This is a genomic window from Oleiharenicola lentus (assembly GCF_051660365.1).
Taxonomy (GTDB): domain Bacteria; phylum Verrucomicrobiota; class Verrucomicrobiia; order Opitutales; family Opitutaceae; genus Lacunisphaera; species Lacunisphaera lenta_A.
Genome location: NZ_JBOZXB010000001.1, coordinates 3,292,509 through 3,310,000, shown reverse-complemented (window position 1 = coordinate 3,310,000; position 17,492 = coordinate 3,292,509). Strand labels below are relative to the sequence as shown.

Sequence of the window (17,492 nt, the reverse complement as noted above, 5' to 3'; positions counted from 1 at the left end):
TTATATCTGTATGATTCAAAAGGTTCTCATCGCTAATCGCGGTGAAATCGCGCTCCGCATCATTCGCGCTTGTCGCGAAATGGGCATTAAGACGCTCGCGGTCTATTCGGAGGCTGATGTCCAATCCCTGCACGTGCAACTCGCTGACGAAGCCATTTGCATCGGAGGCCCACGGAGCGCCGATAGCTATCTGCGCGCCGATCGCATTATCAGCGCAGCGGAAATCGCCGACGTGGACGCCATCCATCCAGGCTACGGCTTTCTCTCCGAGAATGCTAAATTTGCCGAGCAGTGCGAATCCTGTAACATCAAATTCATTGGCCCTAAGTCGAAGAGCATCCGTATGATGGGTGATAAGGCTATCGCCAAAGACACCGTCCGCAAAGCCGGCGTCGTCACTGTTCCAGGCTCCGATGGCCCAATTGACAACGAAAACGAAGCCGTCAAAGTCGCTCGCAAAATTGGATATCCCGTTATCATTAAAGCGGTTGCCGGCGGTGGCGGACGCGGTATGCGCATCGCCCATAACGACGTTTCGTTCGCGAAAGAATTTCACGTTGCCCGCAACGAAGCCGAAAAAGCTTTCGGCAACGGCGCGGTTTACATCGAGAAATACATCGAAAAGCCCCGTCACATCGAATTCCAGATCCTCGCCGATAGTCACGGGAAGGTCCTCCACCTGGGCGAACGCGATTGCTCCGTCCAACGCCGTCACCAAAAGCTCATCGAAGAGTCCCCTTCCCCGTTTTTGACCGCTGATTTGCGCAAAAAGATGGGCAAAGCCGCCATCAAAGCTGCCGAAGCTGCCGAGTATCAGAACGCCGGCACTATTGAGTTTCTCGTCGATGCGAAGGGCAACTATTACTTCATCGAGATGAACACCCGCATCCAGGTGGAGCATCCCGTCACCGAAGAATGCACCGGAATCGACCTGATCAAACAGCAGATCAACGTCGCCAACGGCGAAAAGCTTTCCTTCGACCAGAGCGATATTAAGTTCGAGAAGCACGCCATCGAGTGCCGTATTAACGCCGAGGATCCTGCCCGTAACTTCACCCCGTCCCCAGGCACGATTGGCCTGTATTACGCCCCGGGCGGCCATGGCGTGCGCGTGGATTCCCATGCCTACAGCGGCTATGTGATCCCGCCTCACTACGACAGCATGATCGGTAAACTCATTTGCTTCGGCTCGACGCGTAAAGTCGCTCTTCAGCGCTCCTACCGCGCCCTCAGCGAGTATTTGATTCGGGGTATCAAAACCACGATTCCTCTGCACAAGGCCATCATGAGCGATCCTGTCTTCATCGAGGGCAAGGCCACCACGGCTTACATGGAAGATTTCATGTCGCGCACGCCGACTGACCTCTTCTAAGAGCCAATCACTCTCCACCGGCCGCAAGCACGTCTTGCGGCCTTTTTTTGGCCAAATTCGAACTTTCGAGGCCCAACCCCAGTCCACCTTCCCCTATGCGCTCATTTTCGCGGCTTTGGCTGCCCACGATCCTTTTCTTAGTCTCGATGAATGTGTTTGCGAACGACGCCAGTCCGCTGACCAAACTTGTCGGACAGTTTGCCGGCTCGTTTTCCAGCGCCGAACAGGCGCGCGGAGACCACAATTTCCAGAGCACCGTCCTCAACATCGTCCGGTTCTGGCCCGACAAGAGCGACGGCGTCTGGCTCTACGCCGAACAGGCTCTCCCCGGCGGGCTTCGTCATCCTTACAAGCAAACCGTCTATCAGCTCGTTGCCCGCGACGATGGCAGCTTCGAATGTCGCTTCTACGACCTCGTCGACCCCGTTGCAGCCACGGGCGGGTGGAAAAACACCACCATCATCAACAATTTCTCAACCAACGACCTGCGAGCACGCGAAAATTGCACCGTCATTCTACGCGCCGAGTCCGACGGCTCCTTCAAAGGCATCACGGAAGGCAAAGGCTGCGCCAATATCCGCGGCGCTGCCTACGCGACCACCGCGATCACCGTCACCGATAAGCAAATCACCCTCTGGGAACGCGGCTATACCGCCAACGGCACCCAAATCTGGGGCTCCGTGCACGGCGGCTACGTTTTTAAGAAGATCGAGTAAGCGTTAAGTCAGCCCACTCGCCCATCACGCGGCTTTCCACGCGCCAGCCTGCGGCTACGGCGGCGAATACCTCACGCACTCGCTCCAGTTCCTGGCTCAAAATCCCGCTTAGCACCAACGATCCCCTCGGCGCGACTGACGCGCACAGCTCGTTCACGAAGCGCATCAGCACATCGGCTTGGATGTTCGCGAGCACGAGTTCGGCCTGACGCCCGGCAAGGCCCGTAACCAAATCGCCCACGTAAAACTCCACGCGGCCCGCGAGATCGTTCAAAACCGCGTTTTCTTCGCTCACGCGCACCGCTTCGGCGTCATTATCGAAGGCGGCCACGTCGCGATAGCCAAGCAACACCGCCGAAAGCGCCAAAATCCCCGAGCCACAGCCCGCATCGATCACGCGGCCAGCGGTGCCCGTCTGCCCGGCAATGGACACCATCCGCTCCACGACCAGACGCGTGGTTTCGTGATTTCCCGTCCCAAACGCCATACCCGGATCCAGCCACAACACCGCTTCGCCCGCCGGAAGCGCAAAAGTTTCCTTTTCCCACACCGGCACCCAGTTCAATTTACCGAATTTCCACGCCTTGAAGTGGGCCTTGTAACTGTTTTTCCAGTCCGCATCCGGCAATTCGCGCACTTCCGGCTCGCTCGCCGGCAACTCGATCGTCCCCGCGTCAGCGCGCAACGCGCTCCACGCCTCCAACGCCTCGTCCCGCGCCTCAAAATAGCCCGTAATCCACGCGCGGGCCGCCGGTTTGTCTTCGAGCACCATCAGGCGCTGCTCTTCGCGTTCGGCCAGCAATTCTTCAATCGCAACCGCAGCCGCGAGACTCACCTCCAGTTTCAGTTCGAATACAGCCATGGGAAATTACTTGGTTAGACTCAGTTTCGCGATCACTGCGGGTAAAAGCGCGTGTTCCGCCACGTGCACTTTTGCCGCGAGCGTCTCCAAAGTGTCGTTCGCCTCGATGCGCACGACCGCCTGATCGAGAATCGGGCCGCCATCGACCTCCAGCGTCACGTAATGCACCGTGCAGCCGGTCACTTTCACGCCGCGGCGAAACGCCTGCCCGATTCCATCCAAGCCCGGGAAACTGGGCAGCAAACTCGGGTGTAAATTAATGATTTTGCCCGCAAACGTTTCCAAAAACTTCGGCTTAATCACGCGCATGAAGCCCGCCAGCACCACCAGATCGCCCTGCGCCGCCTGAATCGCCGCGATAAACCGGTCTTCGCCCTCGCCTTCGAGTTTCGTTTTGAAAGGTGCCGGATCGACAAAACTCGCCGGCACGCCGAAACGTGCGCCGAGCGCCAGAATTCCGGCGTCAGGTTTGTCCGCAAAAATATGCACCACACGCGCCGCGCCGAGCTGCCCCGCTTGCTGAGCTTGGAGAATTGCCTCGGCGTTGCTGCCGCGACCGGAACCTAAAATGACCACGCGCATGAGCCCGTGACTGCATCCACAAATTTGGCGCGTTGCACGCTGATAATCTCGCCCGCACCGGCTAAGCCTCCTTCACTCGCCTCATGAGACTATTTTCCCGCGTTCTCACTGTAGTGTTGATCGCTTGCGCCGCACTGGGCGTCAAAAAAGCCCCGGATCTCAAGGAGGAAGTCGTGCAGCTCGAGCCGCTAAAAATCAGTGCGCCGCCCGTGAATAGTTTTCCCATCGAACTGGACGTTCGAGTGATGAAAGAAACCCGCCAGGTCGTTTCCATCGTGATCGCCTCGGTCCAGGCAGAGAGCGACGCGGCAGCCGAGGGCCTGCAACCCGGCGACGAGATCATCAAAATCAACGGCCAACCCGTCGCCGGCATGGACGGCCGCGTAAATCTCGAAGCCCAACTCGGCAAACTCCTGATCAATCGCCCGCTCGGCGAACGCATCCAACTCGAAGTCGTCACCAAGCGCACGAAAACGGTCACGTTGCGCTCGGCGAATCTCCCCAAACCACGTTGAGCTCGCGCAGGTCGCGCGAACTCAACTCACGGCGTTCGCCGGCGATTTAGAAAAACTTCTTCGCCTTCTCGAAAAAGCTCTTCGACGTCGGCTCTTCAGTATCGCCGCTGACGCGCCCGAATTCTTCGAGCAGTTTCTTCTGCTCGGAGGAAAGCTTCGTCGGCACTTCGACTTGCACGCGGATCAATTGATCTCCGTGCGCGCCACCCCGCAGGTGCGGCATGCCGTGGCCCTTGAGCCGGAACGTCGTATTTGACTGCGTGCCGGAAGGAATCTTCAGCGCCGCTTTGCCCTTCATGGTCGGCACGTGAATCGTGCCGCCGAGCGACGCGAGCGTGAACTTGATCGGCATCTCGCAGAACAGATCGTCGCCTTCGCGCTCGAAGACTTCGTGGTCTTTCACGTGCACGACGATGTAAAGATCGCCCGCTGAGCCGCCCTGCGTGCCCGCTTCGCCGTTGCCGGCGGAACGCAGCTTGTTGCCCGTGTCGACTCCCGCCGGGATCCGCACATTAATCTTGGAAGTCTCATTAACGCGGCCCTGGCCGTGACATTTCACACACGCTTTCTCGAATTTCTGGCCTGAGCCGTGACAGGTCGGGCAAGCCTGGCGCACGTGGAAAAATCCACGCGAGGTCGTGACTTGACCCGCGCCACGACAGGTCGGGCACTGCGATTTTTTCGAACCCGGTTCGGCGCCGCTGCCACTGCAATGCGAGCACGCGCCGAGTTTGCGGAACGAAATCTCCTTCTCGACGCCCTTGGCCGCTTCTTCGAGCGTGATTTCGAGGTCGTAACGTAAATCAGAGCCGCGATTCGCGCCGCCCTGGCCACCGCCACCGCCTCCACCGCCGCCGAAAAATTCATCGAAAATCCCGCCACCACCTCCGCCGCCACCTTGGCCCTGGCCGAAGACTTCGCGGAACATATCGAACGGATCATGGAAGCCACCGCCGCCTCCGCCCGCGCTAAAACCGCCCGGACGCGGCCCGCCGCCCTGCTGGAACGCGGCATGACCGTAACGATCATACGCGGCGCGCTTCTCCGGATCTTTGAGCACTTCGTAGGCTTCGGAGACTTTTTTAAACATCTCCTCCGCTTCCTTGTTACCCGGATTTTTGTCCGGGTGAAATTGCACGGCTTTCTTGCGATACGCCTTTTTCAACTCCTCTTCATTCGCCGTTTTTTCGGCCCCGAGGAGTTGGTAATAGTCTTCTTTAGCGGCCATGGATTACGACTTAGCCTCCGCATCTTTCTTTTCCGGCCCGCTTGAGACGATCACCGACGCCGGGCGCAGCAAACGATTGTTCAGCGTGTAGCCAGGACGCACGACGAGCGTGACGTTTTCCTCGGCGATTTCCGCGCTGGGCTGATGTGAAATCGCTTCGTGCAAATTCGGATCGAACTTCTGGCCGACCGGATTCACTTCCTTCAAGCCATGCTTCGCCAGCGTGCTCTTGAGTTGCTCTAGCACGAGCCCGACGCCGTCGACGATCCCTTTGACGTCTGTCTGTTGCTTCGCAGCTCCGAGACCTAGCGAAAGATTATCGAGCACCGGAATGACGTCCTCCAACAGACCCGACGTCGCAAACTGACGCAGTTCTTCCTTTTCGCGGATCGTGCGCTTGCGGAAATTTTCCAAATCAGCCGCCGTGCGCATGTAGCGATCGTAATTGGCCTGCACTTCCTTTTTGGCCGCGCTCAATTGCTCTTCAAGTGGCGAAGGTGCAGCCGCTTGCGGAGCTGGCTGGGCTTCGGGAGCAGGCGTAGTGTTATCGTTGGTCGGTTCGTTCTTACTGGTGTCGGTCATGCGAAGCCGCCGAACCTAGCCTAAGATTTTTTCTTTTCAAGCGATTGCAGCAGGCCTTTCAACGCCTCACCCGTCGCCTTGCCGACATCCTGAATCGGACTGGCCAACTGCTTGAGCAACTCGGGGCTGTTTTTGAACAAGCCTTTGAACGGATCGGTAATCAAACCCATCACCATCGTGCCTTTGAAGGGGTCGATAATTTTCGCGATGCTGTCCACGTTTTCGAGTTCGCGAGCGAGCTCCACGTTGTATTCGCGAATGTCGCCCTTCGCGCTTTTCGAATAATCGGCATAAACGAGTTTACCGAACTTCAGCGACAGGTGCTTGATGAGAAATTGCTGCGCAGGCTTCTTTTCCTTCGACGCAGACTCTTCGCCTTTAAATCCGTCCCCGAACGCCATCGCGTTGAGCACGCCGTCCTTGTTACGCACCAAAGTCAGTTGTGGCAAATCGAGCACCACTTCGTCGGCGACCAAGCGATCCCCGAACAAGGAAAACAAATCGGCGTTCGCGCGAAACGTGCGCAGTTCGATAAACTCAGCGGACGGCCAGCCCTCAGGATTTTTCAACACGAGGCCGGAAATCGATACTTTCGCCGTGAATGGGTTCACCGACAGATCGTCGACCTGCACCGAGAACCCCGTTTTCGAATGAATCGTCGACGCCACGATTCGCGGCAAAAACAGCGTCCAGACGATCACGCTAACCACCACCAGCCCGCCGAGAATCCAGAGTAATAGGGCGAGCAATCCGCCTCGCTCAGATACCGGGCCGCGCAGTGGGGAGTTTTTCATAGAGGATGGTTGAAACGATCGGCGATCAACACCGTCGCATCTTCCTCCGCTGTGAAAGAATAGTCTCCGGCGTGCTGGAGAATGACATTGGCGCCGAGCGTGAGTTTCGCGCCATTGCCGGAAATAACCCCGGTCGTGACTGAAAGGATTCTCGGTTCGCCGGCGGGAAATTTCAGGTGCTCGCCTGTTTTCAGTTCATATTTCGTGAGGCGAAACTCGTGCGCGTCCACCAGCACGCCCGACTGATGCAGCAATTTCGGCTCGGGCGACGTGTTCGCATCGAGACACGCCAGCGATTGCTCGACGTGGAGCGCACGCGGCTTTCCGTCGAGTCCCACGCGGCCCCAGTCGTAAACGCGATATGTCGTGTCGGAGTTTTGCTGGATCTCGAGAATCACATTCCCCGCGTCGATCGCGTGCATCGTGCCGCTGTGGATGAGCAACGAATCGCCGTTTTTCACCGGCAAGCTTTCGAGTTGCTTGGCCACCGTGCCGTCCGCGATGCCTTGCTCGAACGTCGCGCGCGTGACGCCGGGCTTCAGTCCCGCGTAAACCGCCGCGCCTTGGTCGACCTGCGCGAAATACCAATTCTCCGTCTTCGGTTCACCACCGAGTTTCGCCGCGATGCTCGCCGGCGGATGCACTTGCACGCTGAGACGATCGCGGCAATCGAGCCATTTCACCAATATCGGAAATGACCGCGCCTTCGGCCACGACGGCCCCATGATGTCTGCGGAATCCGCTTCGATCGCGGCCCGCAGCGTTTTTCCCGCCCATTTACCATTCGCGATTACGGACTGCGCTTCGGTGCGATCCACGATTTCCCAACTCTCGCCAATCGGCGTGGTGCCAGGCAGTTTGCGGCCGAGAAAAGTCTCGAGCTCGCGACCGCCCCAGACGCGTTCCTGATAAATTGGCTTAAATTGAAGAACCGGTGTCATGCGTTGAGAATAAATGATTTGGGGAAATCGCGGAGGGGCCTTTTCCATTGACCCACTGTGGCGATGAACCTGCAATAAATCGACTTTCACACAAATGGCCAAAGCGCAGAGTTCAAATCCAAAGGATAAGGAAAAAGGGGCACCGTCGTTCGACGGCCCGCGTCATCGCCCGCATTGGTTCGCTGCAGCGACCTGCCTGCTCTTTGGCGTGCTGATGTTGCTCGCGCTGGGTTCCTACGAACCGGAGCAAAGCATCCGCATCACGACTCACCCGATGGGTCGCAATCAAGTCGGCATCATCGGCGCGGAGTTTTCTTCGTGGTCGTATTGCTTGCTCGGCGCAACGACGTGGCTGCTGCCAATTTTCCTCTCGTGGATGACTTACATCTATCTGCGGAGCGCGCGGAGTCTCACGACCACGCGCCTGATCGCGATGACGTGCTGCATCATCTCGCTCTCCGGATTGCTCGCGATGCAGGATTTTCTGTTTACCAACAAACAAGTGTTCACGGACGGCCCGGGCGGCGTGTTGGGCCGTCTCGTGTATGATGATGTGTTGCGCGACAGCCTCGGTGGCTCGGGCACCGGCATCATTCTCGGCATGACGTATGTGTTGGGCATGCTCTTTATTTTCACGCGCGACATCGGCGCCGAATGTGCGCGTCTAATGAATGCCTTCGTCGAGTGGCGCGAAAAACGCGCCGCGCTCCGTGCCGCTCGCGCCGACGAAATGCGCCAGCGCCGCGAAGAACTCGCCAAGCTCAAAGCCGAAGCCGCGCTCGCCGCGAAAAACGCACCCGCGATCACCGCGGCTCCAGCAACCGCTCCGACGGTTTCCAAAAAAATGGTCGTGCCCACCAGCGCCGATCCACTCGCTGAGCAGCCAAAGGCAAAAACCGTCGTCGCGCCGGTCGTTCCAAAACTCGCGCCCGTGGAAGAGCCCGAACCTGAGCCACTCCCACCCGCCGCGAAGCCGGTGCCAAAGCCCGTCGCGCAAATCACGCCCACCGCCACTTCCGCCAAAGATCTCGCGGCCGCTACCGGCAAATTCGAGCTCAACATCGTCAAGGCCGAGGAAACCAAGAAAGCGAAAGTCACGTTGCCGCAGAGCGATGACAAGAATTACGAATTCCCGCCGCTCAGCCTGCTACGCGAACAAGTCAGAGACACGGGCACCAACAGCGTCGAGGAACACCGCCAGAACGCGGAAAATCTTCTCCGCATCCTCGGCGAATTTGGCGTCGCGGTCACGCTCGGCGAAATTCACGTCGGCCCCGTCATCACGTGTTACGAAGTGATTCCCGCCGCGGGTGTGCGCGTCGAAAAAATTTCCGGCCTCGATAAAAACATCGCGCTCGGCATGCGCGCGCAGTCCGTGCGTATTCTCGCGCCGATTCCCGGCAAGGCCGCCGTCGGCGTCGAAGTGCCGAATCAAAAATCCACGCCCGTCGGCATGCGCGAGATCCTAGAGAGTGAAGATTGGGTCGGCGCGAAAGCGGAGTTGCCCATCGCGCTCGGCAAAGATGTTTCCGGCAAAGCGCTCATCTCCGATCTCTCGAAGATGCCCCACTTGCTGATCGCTGGCGCCACCGGCTCCGGCAAATCGGTGTGTATTAATTCCATCGTCGCTTCGATTCTCTACTCGAAGAGCCCGAAAGATGTGCGCCTCATCATGGTCGACCCCAAAGTGGTCGAGTTGAAGATTTTCAACACGCTGCCGCACATGCTGATTCCGGTCGTGACCGAGCCGAAGAAAGTGCCCGCCGCCCTCAAATGGTTGCTCGGCGAAATGGAGCAACGCTATCAGATTTTCGCGAAGGTCAACGTCCGCAATATCATTGGTTTTAACGGTCGCAAAAAAGATCCGAAGCACGAGTTTCCCGCGACTGAGGAGCAGCCCGAACTCGCCGGCGTCACGCCCGAGATCGAGATTCCCGAACGCCTGCCTTACATCGTCGCGATCATCGACGAGTTGGCGGATTTGATGATGGTCGCTCCGGCCGAAATCGAAACAAGCATCGCACGTCTCGCCCAACTCGCGCGTGCGGCCGGCATCCACTTGATCATCGCGACGCAACGTCCGTCCGTGAACGTCATCACCGGCGTCATCAAAGCAAACTTGCCGTCACGTATTGCCTTCCAGGTAGCCTCGCAGGTCGATTCGCGCACGATTCTCGACACGAAAGGTGCCGACACGCTCATCGGTCGCGGCGATATGTTGTTCTCGCCTCCCGGCAGTTCGCGTCTCGTGCGCGCACAAGGCGCTTTCGTCGCCGATGAAGAAGTCATCGAGCTGGTCGAATTTCTCAAACGCAACGGCCCGCCGCAATACGCGCAATCCGTCCAACAACAAATCGATCGCGACTCGCGCGACGAAGATGAAGAAGGCGAAGACGGCGACGACGATCTCGGCGACGATGCCGAGTTGTTCGCTCAAGCGATGGACGTGCTGCGTTCCACGCGCCGAGCCTCGACATCGATGCTCCAACGCAAACTGCGCATCGGTTACAACCGCGCCGCGCGCATCGTCGAACTCATGGAAGAGAAAGGTATCGTCGGCCCGGAAAACGGTTCATCCCCGCGCGAGATCCTCGTCGACCTCGACACTTATCAGCAGTAAGTCGCGTTTAAGACTTTCAAACCCCCGACCAAAACATTTACACACACACCATGCAGACCATCGGCGAAAAGCTTGAGGAAGCACGGAAGCGCAAAGGCATCTCGATCCGCGAAGCCGCGGAAACCACGAAGATTCGTGGCGACTATTTGCAGAAATTCGAAGCCAACACCTTCGATATCGATCTTCCCTCGCTCTATTTAAAAGGGTTCGTGCGCTCCTACGCGAAGTTCCTCGAACTCGATGCCGAGCGTATCGTCGGCGAACTCTCCTCGATTCTCGCGGAAGGCAAACCGTCGCGCCGCGATCGCGACACGCGCGAAGTGTATGCCCGCGTCGATTTCGGCGAGGCCGCCCGTTCTTCAGAAGCCAGCGACGGCCCGTCGGTCAGCCGCGGCGGCAGCAACTCCGCCAATCAAGCCGCGATGATCAAACTCGGCCTCATCGGCGGCGGCGTAGTCGTAGGCGTGATCGTGATTCTATTGCTCGTGAAAGTCTTGTTCGGCGGCTCTTCGTCTGCCCCCAAGAATAGCGCGACCACCACACCGACGACTTCCGAGAACGTGCAAGACCGTCAGGCCACTTTCACGGTTACGGCCATTGAATCGACTCGCGTAAAAGTTGCTTACTCGGACGGCAGCACGGTCTTCCTCGACGGCAAATACTCGCTGAATCGCGGCGACACGCGCCCGATTCGTTACTCGAAAGAACTTACTGTTACGGTCGAGAACCCGGAGCGCATTCGCATCGAGTTGAACGGTGAAGCCGTCCAAGTGCCGACTAACAAGCCGATGGGACAGTTCCGCGTGCCTTACAAAGCCCCGTAAAGCGTCTCGTATTACTTCAGCAAAAAGGCTGGCAACTCGCCGGCCTTTTTTATTTTAAAGTTTTACCTTAGGGCCACCGGCGGGCCCAGCACTTCGCGCATGATGAACGCGCGCCGCAGGGCCTCGGGTGAACGCATCTCTTCCATCACGATCGAGCGAGCTTTCGCCCGCGAAGCGGTGTTTACGCCGCCCGCGTCGATCGTGTCTTCGAACGCGAGACGCTTTTGCGAAGCGAGTTTCATTTCATTCGCCATGCGCAATCGATCCGCGAGCGCGGCTTGTTGCTCTAAAACTTCCGCGTGGCGCTCCGCCTCACGACGGGCCATCGCCGCGCGCACAGAACTTGAGGACGCCACCTGACGCGCCGGCACGATCAGTGGCGGCGGTTGACTATATTCTGTCGTCGCCGGCTCGGTGATCGGCGGTGGCGTCTGTCCGCTCATGCGCTGTTGAATCTTCCGCTGAATCTCTTCGCGGATGCGCCGCGTGCGTTCAGCTTCATCGGCATCGCCGAAAGACGTTTCCTGTTGCGGCTGGGCTGATTGACCCTCCGCGTCTTCGGCCTTCTTGCCACGCTGGTTGAGCCACCACGCCAAGGCTCCGCCGACGATGAAGACGAGATTAAGATGTTCGAGAATCCAGTTCACGAAAACAGTCCCGGGGGTGCGTTACTTTTTGCCGTCCGGATGCGCAATCGAACCGCGCATCGACGTGTCAGCCTGGATGTTTTCCATCTTGTAGTAATCCATCACGCCCATGCGGCCGGAGCGCAACGCCTCGGCCAGCGCCTTCGGCACTTCGGCCTGCGCGCGCACGACTTCCGCCTGCATCTCTTGCACGCGAGCTTTCATTTCCTGTTCGACGGCCACCGCAGCCGCACGACGGATTTCGGCCTGCGCCTGCGCGATGCTCTTGTTCGCTTCGGCTTGGGCTTCTTGCAGTTTGGCACCGACGTTTTCACCGACATCCACGTCGGCGATATCAATGGAAAGAATTTCGAACGCCGAACCTACATCGAGGCCGCGCGCCAACACCGTCTTGGAAATCGAGTCAGGCGACTCGAGCACGGTTTTGTAGCTCTCGGAAGAACCGATGGTCGAAACGATGCCTTCGCCGACGCGGGCGATGATCGTCTCTTCCTTCGCGCCACCGACGAAACGATCGAGATTCGTGCGCACCGTGACGCGCGCCTTTACCTTCACTTGAATGCCATCTTTCGCCACGCCGTCGATCGTCGTGCGACCACCTTCCGGATTCGGACAATCGATGACCTTGGGATCAACCGAGGTGCGCACGGCTTCGACCACCGATTTGCCGGAGCCTTTGGTCGCCAAGTCGATGGCGCACGCGCGATCCCAACCGAGTTCGATACCGGCCTTCTGCGCGGCGATGAGCGCTTGCACGGTCGGCACGACGTTACCGCCCGCTTGGTAGTGCGACGCGATCTGGTCGGCATCCACCGCGATCCCGGCGCGCACCGCCGTGATGCGCGCATCGACGATCAAGCCGTAGGGAATGCTGGCGAATTTTAGTGCGACGAGTTTCGACATCGGCACCGGAGCGCCGTTGAACATCGCTTTCACCCATGCGCCGATGAGGCTGAAAACGATGGCGCCTACTACAAGCAGGACAATGCCGACAAAGATACCGATGATTAACGTTAGGTTCATAATTTTTGAGTGGGTGCTGGTTGACTGACGATCAGACGAAAATTGTCGAGGCCCACGACGGCGAGCGGCGCGCCCGCGTTCACGTGGCCGTCGCGCGAGTAGGCTTCATAGCGCCGGCCTTCGAGTTCGATCACGCCACTCGGTGAAAGCGGCGTCACGGCGACCGCCGGTTTCCCGATGATGGAAGCATCGGCGAGCTTCGGCTGGCTTTGTCCCGCTACCGTTCCAGTCATGGAAAATGTTTTCACGAGCCGGCTCTTCGGCAGGTAAACGAACTCAATGTAGAGCACGACCGCGACAATCACGAGCGCCACGACGCCGGCGATCACGCCGCCGTCAGCGCCAAAATTCATGAACGCGGCAATCACGCCCACCAGCAGGCAGACGCCGCCCATGATCCCGAGAATCGCGCCCGGCACCACGACTTCGAGCGCGAGCAGCACCGCACCCACAATAAAAAGAAATAGCACAAGCGTCATAGCGCCGCCTCCGCCCGTTCCACGATGAGATTAAAATCAGTTTTGCGCCGCACCACGACCGTCGTGCCCGGCGGCACTGCGCCGACTTCCATGCGCGCTTCGTAACGCCGGCCATCAATCTCAATTTGTCCGCTCGGAAATAGGCCGGTCACGGCGACGCCCGTGCGCCCCACGAGACTCGACGCCCGCGCCCCAAGTTCTGGCGCGACGCCGGCATTTTGCGCGGAGCCGGCGATCGCCTGGCCCACCGCCAACTGCGTAAAAAACCAGCCTTTCGGCAAAAAGCGCGCGAGTGCCAACGCAAACACGACGGCAAACAACAGCCCGAATCCAAGATTTTGCACCGGTCCGACAAACGCGTCACCCGACCACGCAATGCTCAGCGGCTCATTCGGCCAAAGATCGGCCATGCCCCACACGAGCGAACCCAGCATTAACGCCAAGCCGGTCACCGCGAACACCACGCCACCCGGGAAAAAAGCGATTTCCAGCGCGACCAACAACACGCCCACCGCAAACAGCAGCATCGGCTCGTGACCCGAAAGTCCCGCCACGTAACTGCCAAGAAACACAATCGCGAGCAGCACGATTCCCGTGACGCCAAACAAGCCGAAGCCTGGCGTCTTAAATTCGACGTAGAGCGCGAGGATGCCGAGCCCGAGGAGAATCGGAGAAATTCTCGTGAGATACTTTGCGAGATGCTCCGACCAGGTAACCTCAAAGTGTTTCACTTCATAGTTTCCCGCGCCGAATTTTGCCGTGAGCAACGCAGCCACGTCACTCGCCTTGCCCGCGCCCAACAACACTTGCGCAGGATCGCCGTGAGTTTCGAGCGCTTCCGTCGCAGTCAGCGTCAGGAGTTCGCCCTTCGGCTTCAGGATTTTTTCGCCGATCTTCAATTCGTAGTCCTCGTCGATCATCGCCGAGATGACTTGTCCGCGATAGCCTTTGCCTTCGGAAACCGAGCGCACTTCGGCGCGGAGAAAACTCACGATTTTTTGGCGCATCGATTTATCGATATCCTTGCCGTCGCCCGTCACCGGAGCCGCCGCGCCGATCTTCCCGCGCGGATTGAACCAAATTTCATCGGTCGTGGCCGAAATAAATGCACCCGCCGAAATCGCGTCCGTGTTCACAAACGTGATCGTCTGACCGGGAAATTTCTCCAACGCCTCCATGATGTCGAACGTGACATCCAACGCCCCGCCGGGCGTGTTCATGTCGAGCAGCACCACATCGACTTTTTGCTCGATGGCTTCCTTGAGACCGCGCCGCACGATGTAGAGCGTCGGGCTGTTGATCTCGTCGTGCACCGGTAAAACATAAACGCTGGTCTTCTTTTTCGTCAGATCAGCCGACACGCCCAACGCACCCGTCTTTGGCGCATCCGCCGCAAAAACGATCAGTGAGCTTAACGCCAGGGTAACTAAAATGCCGACCAGCTTGAACATTGGCGCGCAGCTTTGTGTTCACCTTCGACGCATGCAAGCGCGGCGAGCTTACAATGCGGTCCAATGTTTCAAGACTCTTTCGCAAAATCATTTCGCGAACTTTGCGCGTTTAGATTGGAACGCCGCGCCACTTTTGTCTTACCAAGTAGCGCATGGAACGCATCCCGTATCTCGGGCAAACAATTTACCGGTGGCAGGTCGGCACCTCCTCCTTCCTCGCCCTGCCAGAAAAAGGCGCACGCCTCATGAATTGGAACGTCACGCTCGGTGACGGCAGCGTGCGCGACATCATTTACTGGCCGGAGATCGCCACGCTGGAGAACTTCGCGAACGTGCGCGGCGGCAACCCGATCCTGTTTCCGTTTTCCGGACGCTCCTACGACAAAGGCGAAATCCACCACTGGCGCGCCGATGACGGCGTGCGGCGCGCCATGCCCATTCACGGCATCGCTCGCCAAGGCGATTTCCGCGTCACGCGCCTCGATGAAGGCGGCTTTTCCGCGCAATTCGTCCCGGATGCGGCGGCGAAAGAATTATATCCTTACGACTACGAATTCGTCGTGAGCTATCGCTTCGACCCGCTGGGCGTTTTCGTCGAACTCCAACTCACCAATCTCGGCACCGCGCCGATTCCCTGGTCAGCCGGACATCATTTTTATTTCACCCTGCCCTGGAGTTCCGGTCGCACGCGCAAAGATTACACGCTCGAAACCACCGCGACAAAATTCCTCCAACGCAACGAGCAAGGCGGTCTCGTCCCTGGCCCGCAAATTAACACTCGCGAGACGCTCGATAACCCAAAACTCGTCGATCTCATCCACACCGGTTTGAAGCGCGAAGTGTTTGCCGTCACAGAAGAAGGCAGCGGCGCGCGACTTTTCTTCCGAGCCGGCACCGCCAACACGAACCCTCGCGACCTTGCCGTCGTCACGTGGACCGAAAGCGACAAAGCCCCGTTCTACTGCGTCGAACCTTGGATGGGCCCGCCCAATGCCCCCGAAACTAAAATCGGTCTGCATACCGTCGCCCCTGGGCAGACGCAGAAGTTCTACGTCGAGATCACGCTCGATTAACGCCCCGCACGGCGCATTTGCGCCTCGAGGTTTTCCTGTTACCATTTCCGCATGTCGGCGTCTTATTTTATCATGATTAATCCCCTCGCCTTTATCGAAGGCATCGGCGGCCCCGAGCTGATAATGATTATGTTCATCATTCTTCTGCTCTTTGGCTCGAACCGGCTTCCCGAATTGGCCAAAGGTTTGGGGAAATCTGTCCGCGAATTCAAAAAGGCCACCAGCGGCGTCGAAGCCGAAGTGCGCCGCGCCATGGAAGAAGAACCGCCTTCCCCACCGAAAAAGCCTCAGCCGGCTGCGACCATTCCGCAAAGCAGCTCCGCCGTGAGCACTACGCCAACGCCCACACCGCTCACTCCGCCGCCCAGCGATCTCGCGGATTAACCACTGCGCAACGCGCAACCCCTCCAGGCGGAAGTTTTCTTCCGCCTTTTTTTGCGTCTTCAACTGAAGATCTGGCCGCGATTAAACCGCCACACCGCGACCGCCATCACTCCAACGGTAATTGCCGCCAGCACTCCGAGCGTCGTCAGCAACTCAGTAAAAGTCGCATCCGCCCAGAGCACCTGCGTGAACCCTTCCATCGACCAGTAAACGAGCGTGAATTTGCTCAGCTGCTGAATGAACTCCGGCATAAAACTCACCGGAAACCACGCGCCGCCGATCGCGCTCATCATGAGAATCAAAAAGGTCGCCATCCCCCGCGCCGCCTCGGGGCTTGGCGCAAACGCCGCGAGTAACATGCCGAACGCCGTGCACGCCGCCGCCGCGAACACACACACGAGGGTCAGCAGCCCAAAGTGATTCTCTACCTCGATGCCGAACAAAACTCGTCCCGCAAAAAATAACACGAGCAGCTGAATCAGTCCGAGTGCCACGCCGTAGAGAAACTTGCTCCACAAAATATGCGCGCGCGTCACCGGCGCCGAAAGCATGCGTTGGAACAACCCTTGATCACGCTCATAAAACAGCGCGACCGCGGAGCCACTCAGCGCAAACAGCAAAAACTGCATCGCCCAGCCACCGACGATGCGCGTCGCCCCGGGACTTTTCACCTGCTGGCCGACGACTTGCTCGTTTTCGATTTCGATCAATTGGCTGAAGAAATCGTTCTCACCCGACTTAGTCGTTTCTTCCTTTTTTCCACCAAGACTCAGTTTCCCCGCTTCCATGTTTTTTTGAATTGTCGCGGCATCGCCGCCAAACGACCCCGCCACCGCGCTCGCAATCTTCGCGTTAAATTTCCCCGCGTTTTCCGCACCGATCACCAGCTTCGCCGCATTTTGCAGCGACTGCCCGAGTAACTGCGGCACGTTCGCATAAATCGTTTTCTGAAGAATCCCGTTCACCGTCTGCGTTTCGATTTCGTTGCGCGGGTCGGACAGGATTTTGATGCGAATGCCGAAGTCGTCTACACGGATCAGGTCGCGCGGAATGACCAACGCAAAGCGAAACTCGTTCGCTTTCATCAGCGGTCGCAGATCCTCCTCGGTGAGCGGGCGCGTCGATTTGTCGGGAGCGACAAAATTCGTTAGCACGCGCACGGTTTTCTCCTTTTTCAGCGCCTCGACCAGGCTCTGCGCGGCGGGATTGTCGCTTTGATTGACCACTGCGATTGGAATGCTCGATGGCCCGCTGCCTTGCCGGTTCACGCCGAAAACCTGGCCAAACAAATAGATCAGCGCGAACGGAATGATAAACGTCAGCATGACTGACGCCTTATCGCGGAAGAAGAGGCGGAAATCTTTGCGGAGAAGAACGAGAATCGGGTGCATGGAAAAAA

The 17,492-nt window shown here is 58.4% G+C and carries 18 protein-coding genes; 7 read left to right on the top strand and 11 right to left on the bottom strand.

The features are described 5' to 3' along the window. The first annotated feature begins 10 nt into the window (after positions 1-10). Both accC and ACRRQW_RS12930 read left to right on the top strand, forming a co-directional pair. Positions 11-1,372, top strand: coding sequence for an acetyl-CoA carboxylase biotin carboxylase subunit (gene accC / locus ACRRQW_RS12935; protein WP_438481885.1), 1,362 nt, complete (start codon positions 11-13; stop codon positions 1,370-1,372). A 95-nt stretch (positions 1,373-1,467) separates the two neighbouring features. Continuing rightward, a complete protein-coding gene (locus tag ACRRQW_RS12930) occupies positions 1,468-2,088 on the top strand; it encodes a chromophore lyase CpcT/CpeT (RefSeq protein WP_438481884.1) in 621 nt (206 codons plus the stop codon). Here the strand turns inward: ACRRQW_RS12930 and ACRRQW_RS12925 are convergent. Beyond that, a complete protein-coding gene (locus ACRRQW_RS12925) occupies positions 2,072-2,950 on the bottom strand; it encodes a 50S ribosomal protein L11 methyltransferase (protein ID WP_438481883.1) in 879 nt (292 codons plus the stop codon). The genes ACRRQW_RS12930 and ACRRQW_RS12925 overlap by 17 nt on opposite strands. Before the next feature lie 6 nt (positions 2,951-2,956). Continuing rightward, complete coding sequence (purN, locus tag ACRRQW_RS12920) at positions 2,957-3,532, bottom strand: phosphoribosylglycinamide formyltransferase (protein ID WP_438481881.1); 576 nt, start codon at positions 3,530-3,532, stop codon at positions 2,957-2,959. Between the two features lie 83 nt (positions 3,533-3,615). On the opposite strand from purN, the gene ACRRQW_RS12915 reads away from it, so the two are divergent. Next, positions 3,616-4,047 carry a PDZ domain-containing protein gene (locus ACRRQW_RS12915; RefSeq protein ID WP_438481880.1) on the top strand — a complete coding sequence of 144 codons (432 nt, stop codon included), beginning with the start codon at positions 3,616-3,618 and terminating at the stop codon, positions 4,045-4,047. A 46-nt stretch (positions 4,048-4,093) separates the two neighbouring features. Here the strand turns inward: ACRRQW_RS12915 and dnaJ are convergent, their stop codons facing one another. The 4 genes from dnaJ to ACRRQW_RS12895 are packed head-to-tail and all read right to left on the bottom strand — an operon-like array spanning position 4,094 to position 7,592. Then, positions 4,094-5,275, bottom strand: a complete 1,182-nt coding sequence (gene dnaJ, locus ACRRQW_RS12910; protein WP_438481878.1) for a molecular chaperone DnaJ — start codon at positions 5,273-5,275, stop codon at positions 4,094-4,096. 3 nt (positions 5,276-5,278) lie between these two features. Beyond that, positions 5,279-5,857, bottom strand: coding sequence for a nucleotide exchange factor GrpE (locus ACRRQW_RS12905; protein ID WP_438481877.1), 579 nt, complete (start codon positions 5,855-5,857; stop codon positions 5,279-5,281). Positions 5,858-5,877: 20 nt separating this feature from the next. Beyond that, on the bottom strand, positions 5,878-6,651 hold the full coding sequence (locus ACRRQW_RS12900; RefSeq protein WP_438481876.1) for a DUF748 domain-containing protein: 774 nt from the start codon (positions 6,649-6,651) through the stop codon (positions 5,878-5,880). Next, complete coding sequence (locus tag ACRRQW_RS12895) at positions 6,648-7,592, bottom strand: type I phosphomannose isomerase catalytic subunit (protein ID WP_438481875.1); 945 nt, start codon at positions 7,590-7,592, stop codon at positions 6,648-6,650. Before ACRRQW_RS12895 ends, ACRRQW_RS12900 begins: the two co-directional genes overlap by 4 nt. Before the next feature lie 94 nt (positions 7,593-7,686). On the opposite strand from ACRRQW_RS12895, the gene ACRRQW_RS12890 reads away from it, so the two are divergent. Both ACRRQW_RS12890 and ACRRQW_RS12885 read left to right on the top strand, forming a co-directional pair. After that, entirely contained in the window at positions 7,687-10,212 is a 2,526-nt protein-coding gene (locus ACRRQW_RS12890; protein ID WP_438481874.1) for a DNA translocase FtsK 4TM domain-containing protein, read from the top strand. A gap of 50 nt (positions 10,213-10,262) precedes the next feature. Further along, positions 10,263-11,036 carry a helix-turn-helix domain-containing protein gene (locus ACRRQW_RS12885; RefSeq protein WP_438481873.1) on the top strand — a complete coding sequence of 258 codons (774 nt, stop codon included), beginning with the start codon at positions 10,263-10,265 and terminating at the stop codon, positions 11,034-11,036. A gap of 62 nt (positions 11,037-11,098) precedes the next feature. On the opposite strand, the gene ACRRQW_RS12880 is transcribed toward ACRRQW_RS12885, so the two are convergent. The 4 genes from ACRRQW_RS12880 to ACRRQW_RS12865 are packed head-to-tail and all read right to left on the bottom strand — an operon-like array spanning position 11,099 to position 14,636. Continuing rightward, the gene (locus ACRRQW_RS12880) at positions 11,099-11,683 is read right to left on the bottom strand and encodes a hypothetical protein (RefSeq protein ID WP_438481872.1); all 585 of its coding nucleotides are present in this window, start codon (positions 11,681-11,683) and stop codon (positions 11,099-11,101) included. 21 nt (positions 11,684-11,704) lie between these two features. Then, a complete protein-coding gene (gene floA, locus ACRRQW_RS12875; RefSeq protein ID WP_438481871.1) occupies positions 11,705-12,706 on the bottom strand; it encodes a flotillin-like protein FloA in 1,002 nt (333 codons plus the stop codon). After that, entirely contained in the window at positions 12,703-13,185 is a 483-nt protein-coding gene (locus tag ACRRQW_RS12870) for an NfeD family protein (RefSeq protein WP_438481870.1), read from the bottom strand. Before ACRRQW_RS12870 ends, floA begins: the two co-directional genes overlap by 4 nt. Next, positions 13,182-14,636 (bottom strand): NfeD family protein, encoded by a 1,455-nt coding sequence (locus ACRRQW_RS12865; RefSeq protein WP_438481869.1) that lies wholly within the window; start codon positions 14,634-14,636, stop codon positions 13,182-13,184. Before ACRRQW_RS12865 ends, ACRRQW_RS12870 begins: the two co-directional genes overlap by 4 nt. A 152-nt stretch (positions 14,637-14,788) precedes the next feature. Between ACRRQW_RS12865 and ACRRQW_RS12860 the strand changes: the two genes are divergently transcribed. Continuing rightward, the gene (locus tag ACRRQW_RS12860) at positions 14,789-15,709 is read left to right on the top strand and encodes an aldose 1-epimerase (RefSeq protein WP_438481868.1); all 921 of its coding nucleotides are present in this window, start codon (positions 14,789-14,791) and stop codon (positions 15,707-15,709) included. 51 nt (positions 15,710-15,760) lie between these two features. Further along, positions 15,761-16,093: a twin-arginine translocase TatA/TatE family subunit gene (locus ACRRQW_RS12855; protein WP_438481866.1), complete on the top strand. Its 333-nt coding sequence runs from the start codon at positions 15,761-15,763 to the stop codon at positions 16,091-16,093. A 59-nt stretch (positions 16,094-16,152) separates the two neighbouring features. On the opposite strand, the gene ACRRQW_RS12850 is transcribed toward ACRRQW_RS12855, so the two are convergent. Continuing rightward, positions 16,153-17,484 carry an ABC transporter permease gene (locus tag ACRRQW_RS12850; RefSeq protein ID WP_438481865.1) on the bottom strand — a complete coding sequence of 444 codons (1,332 nt, stop codon included), beginning with the start codon at positions 17,482-17,484 and terminating at the stop codon, positions 16,153-16,155. Positions 17,485-17,492 lie beyond the last annotated feature (8 nt).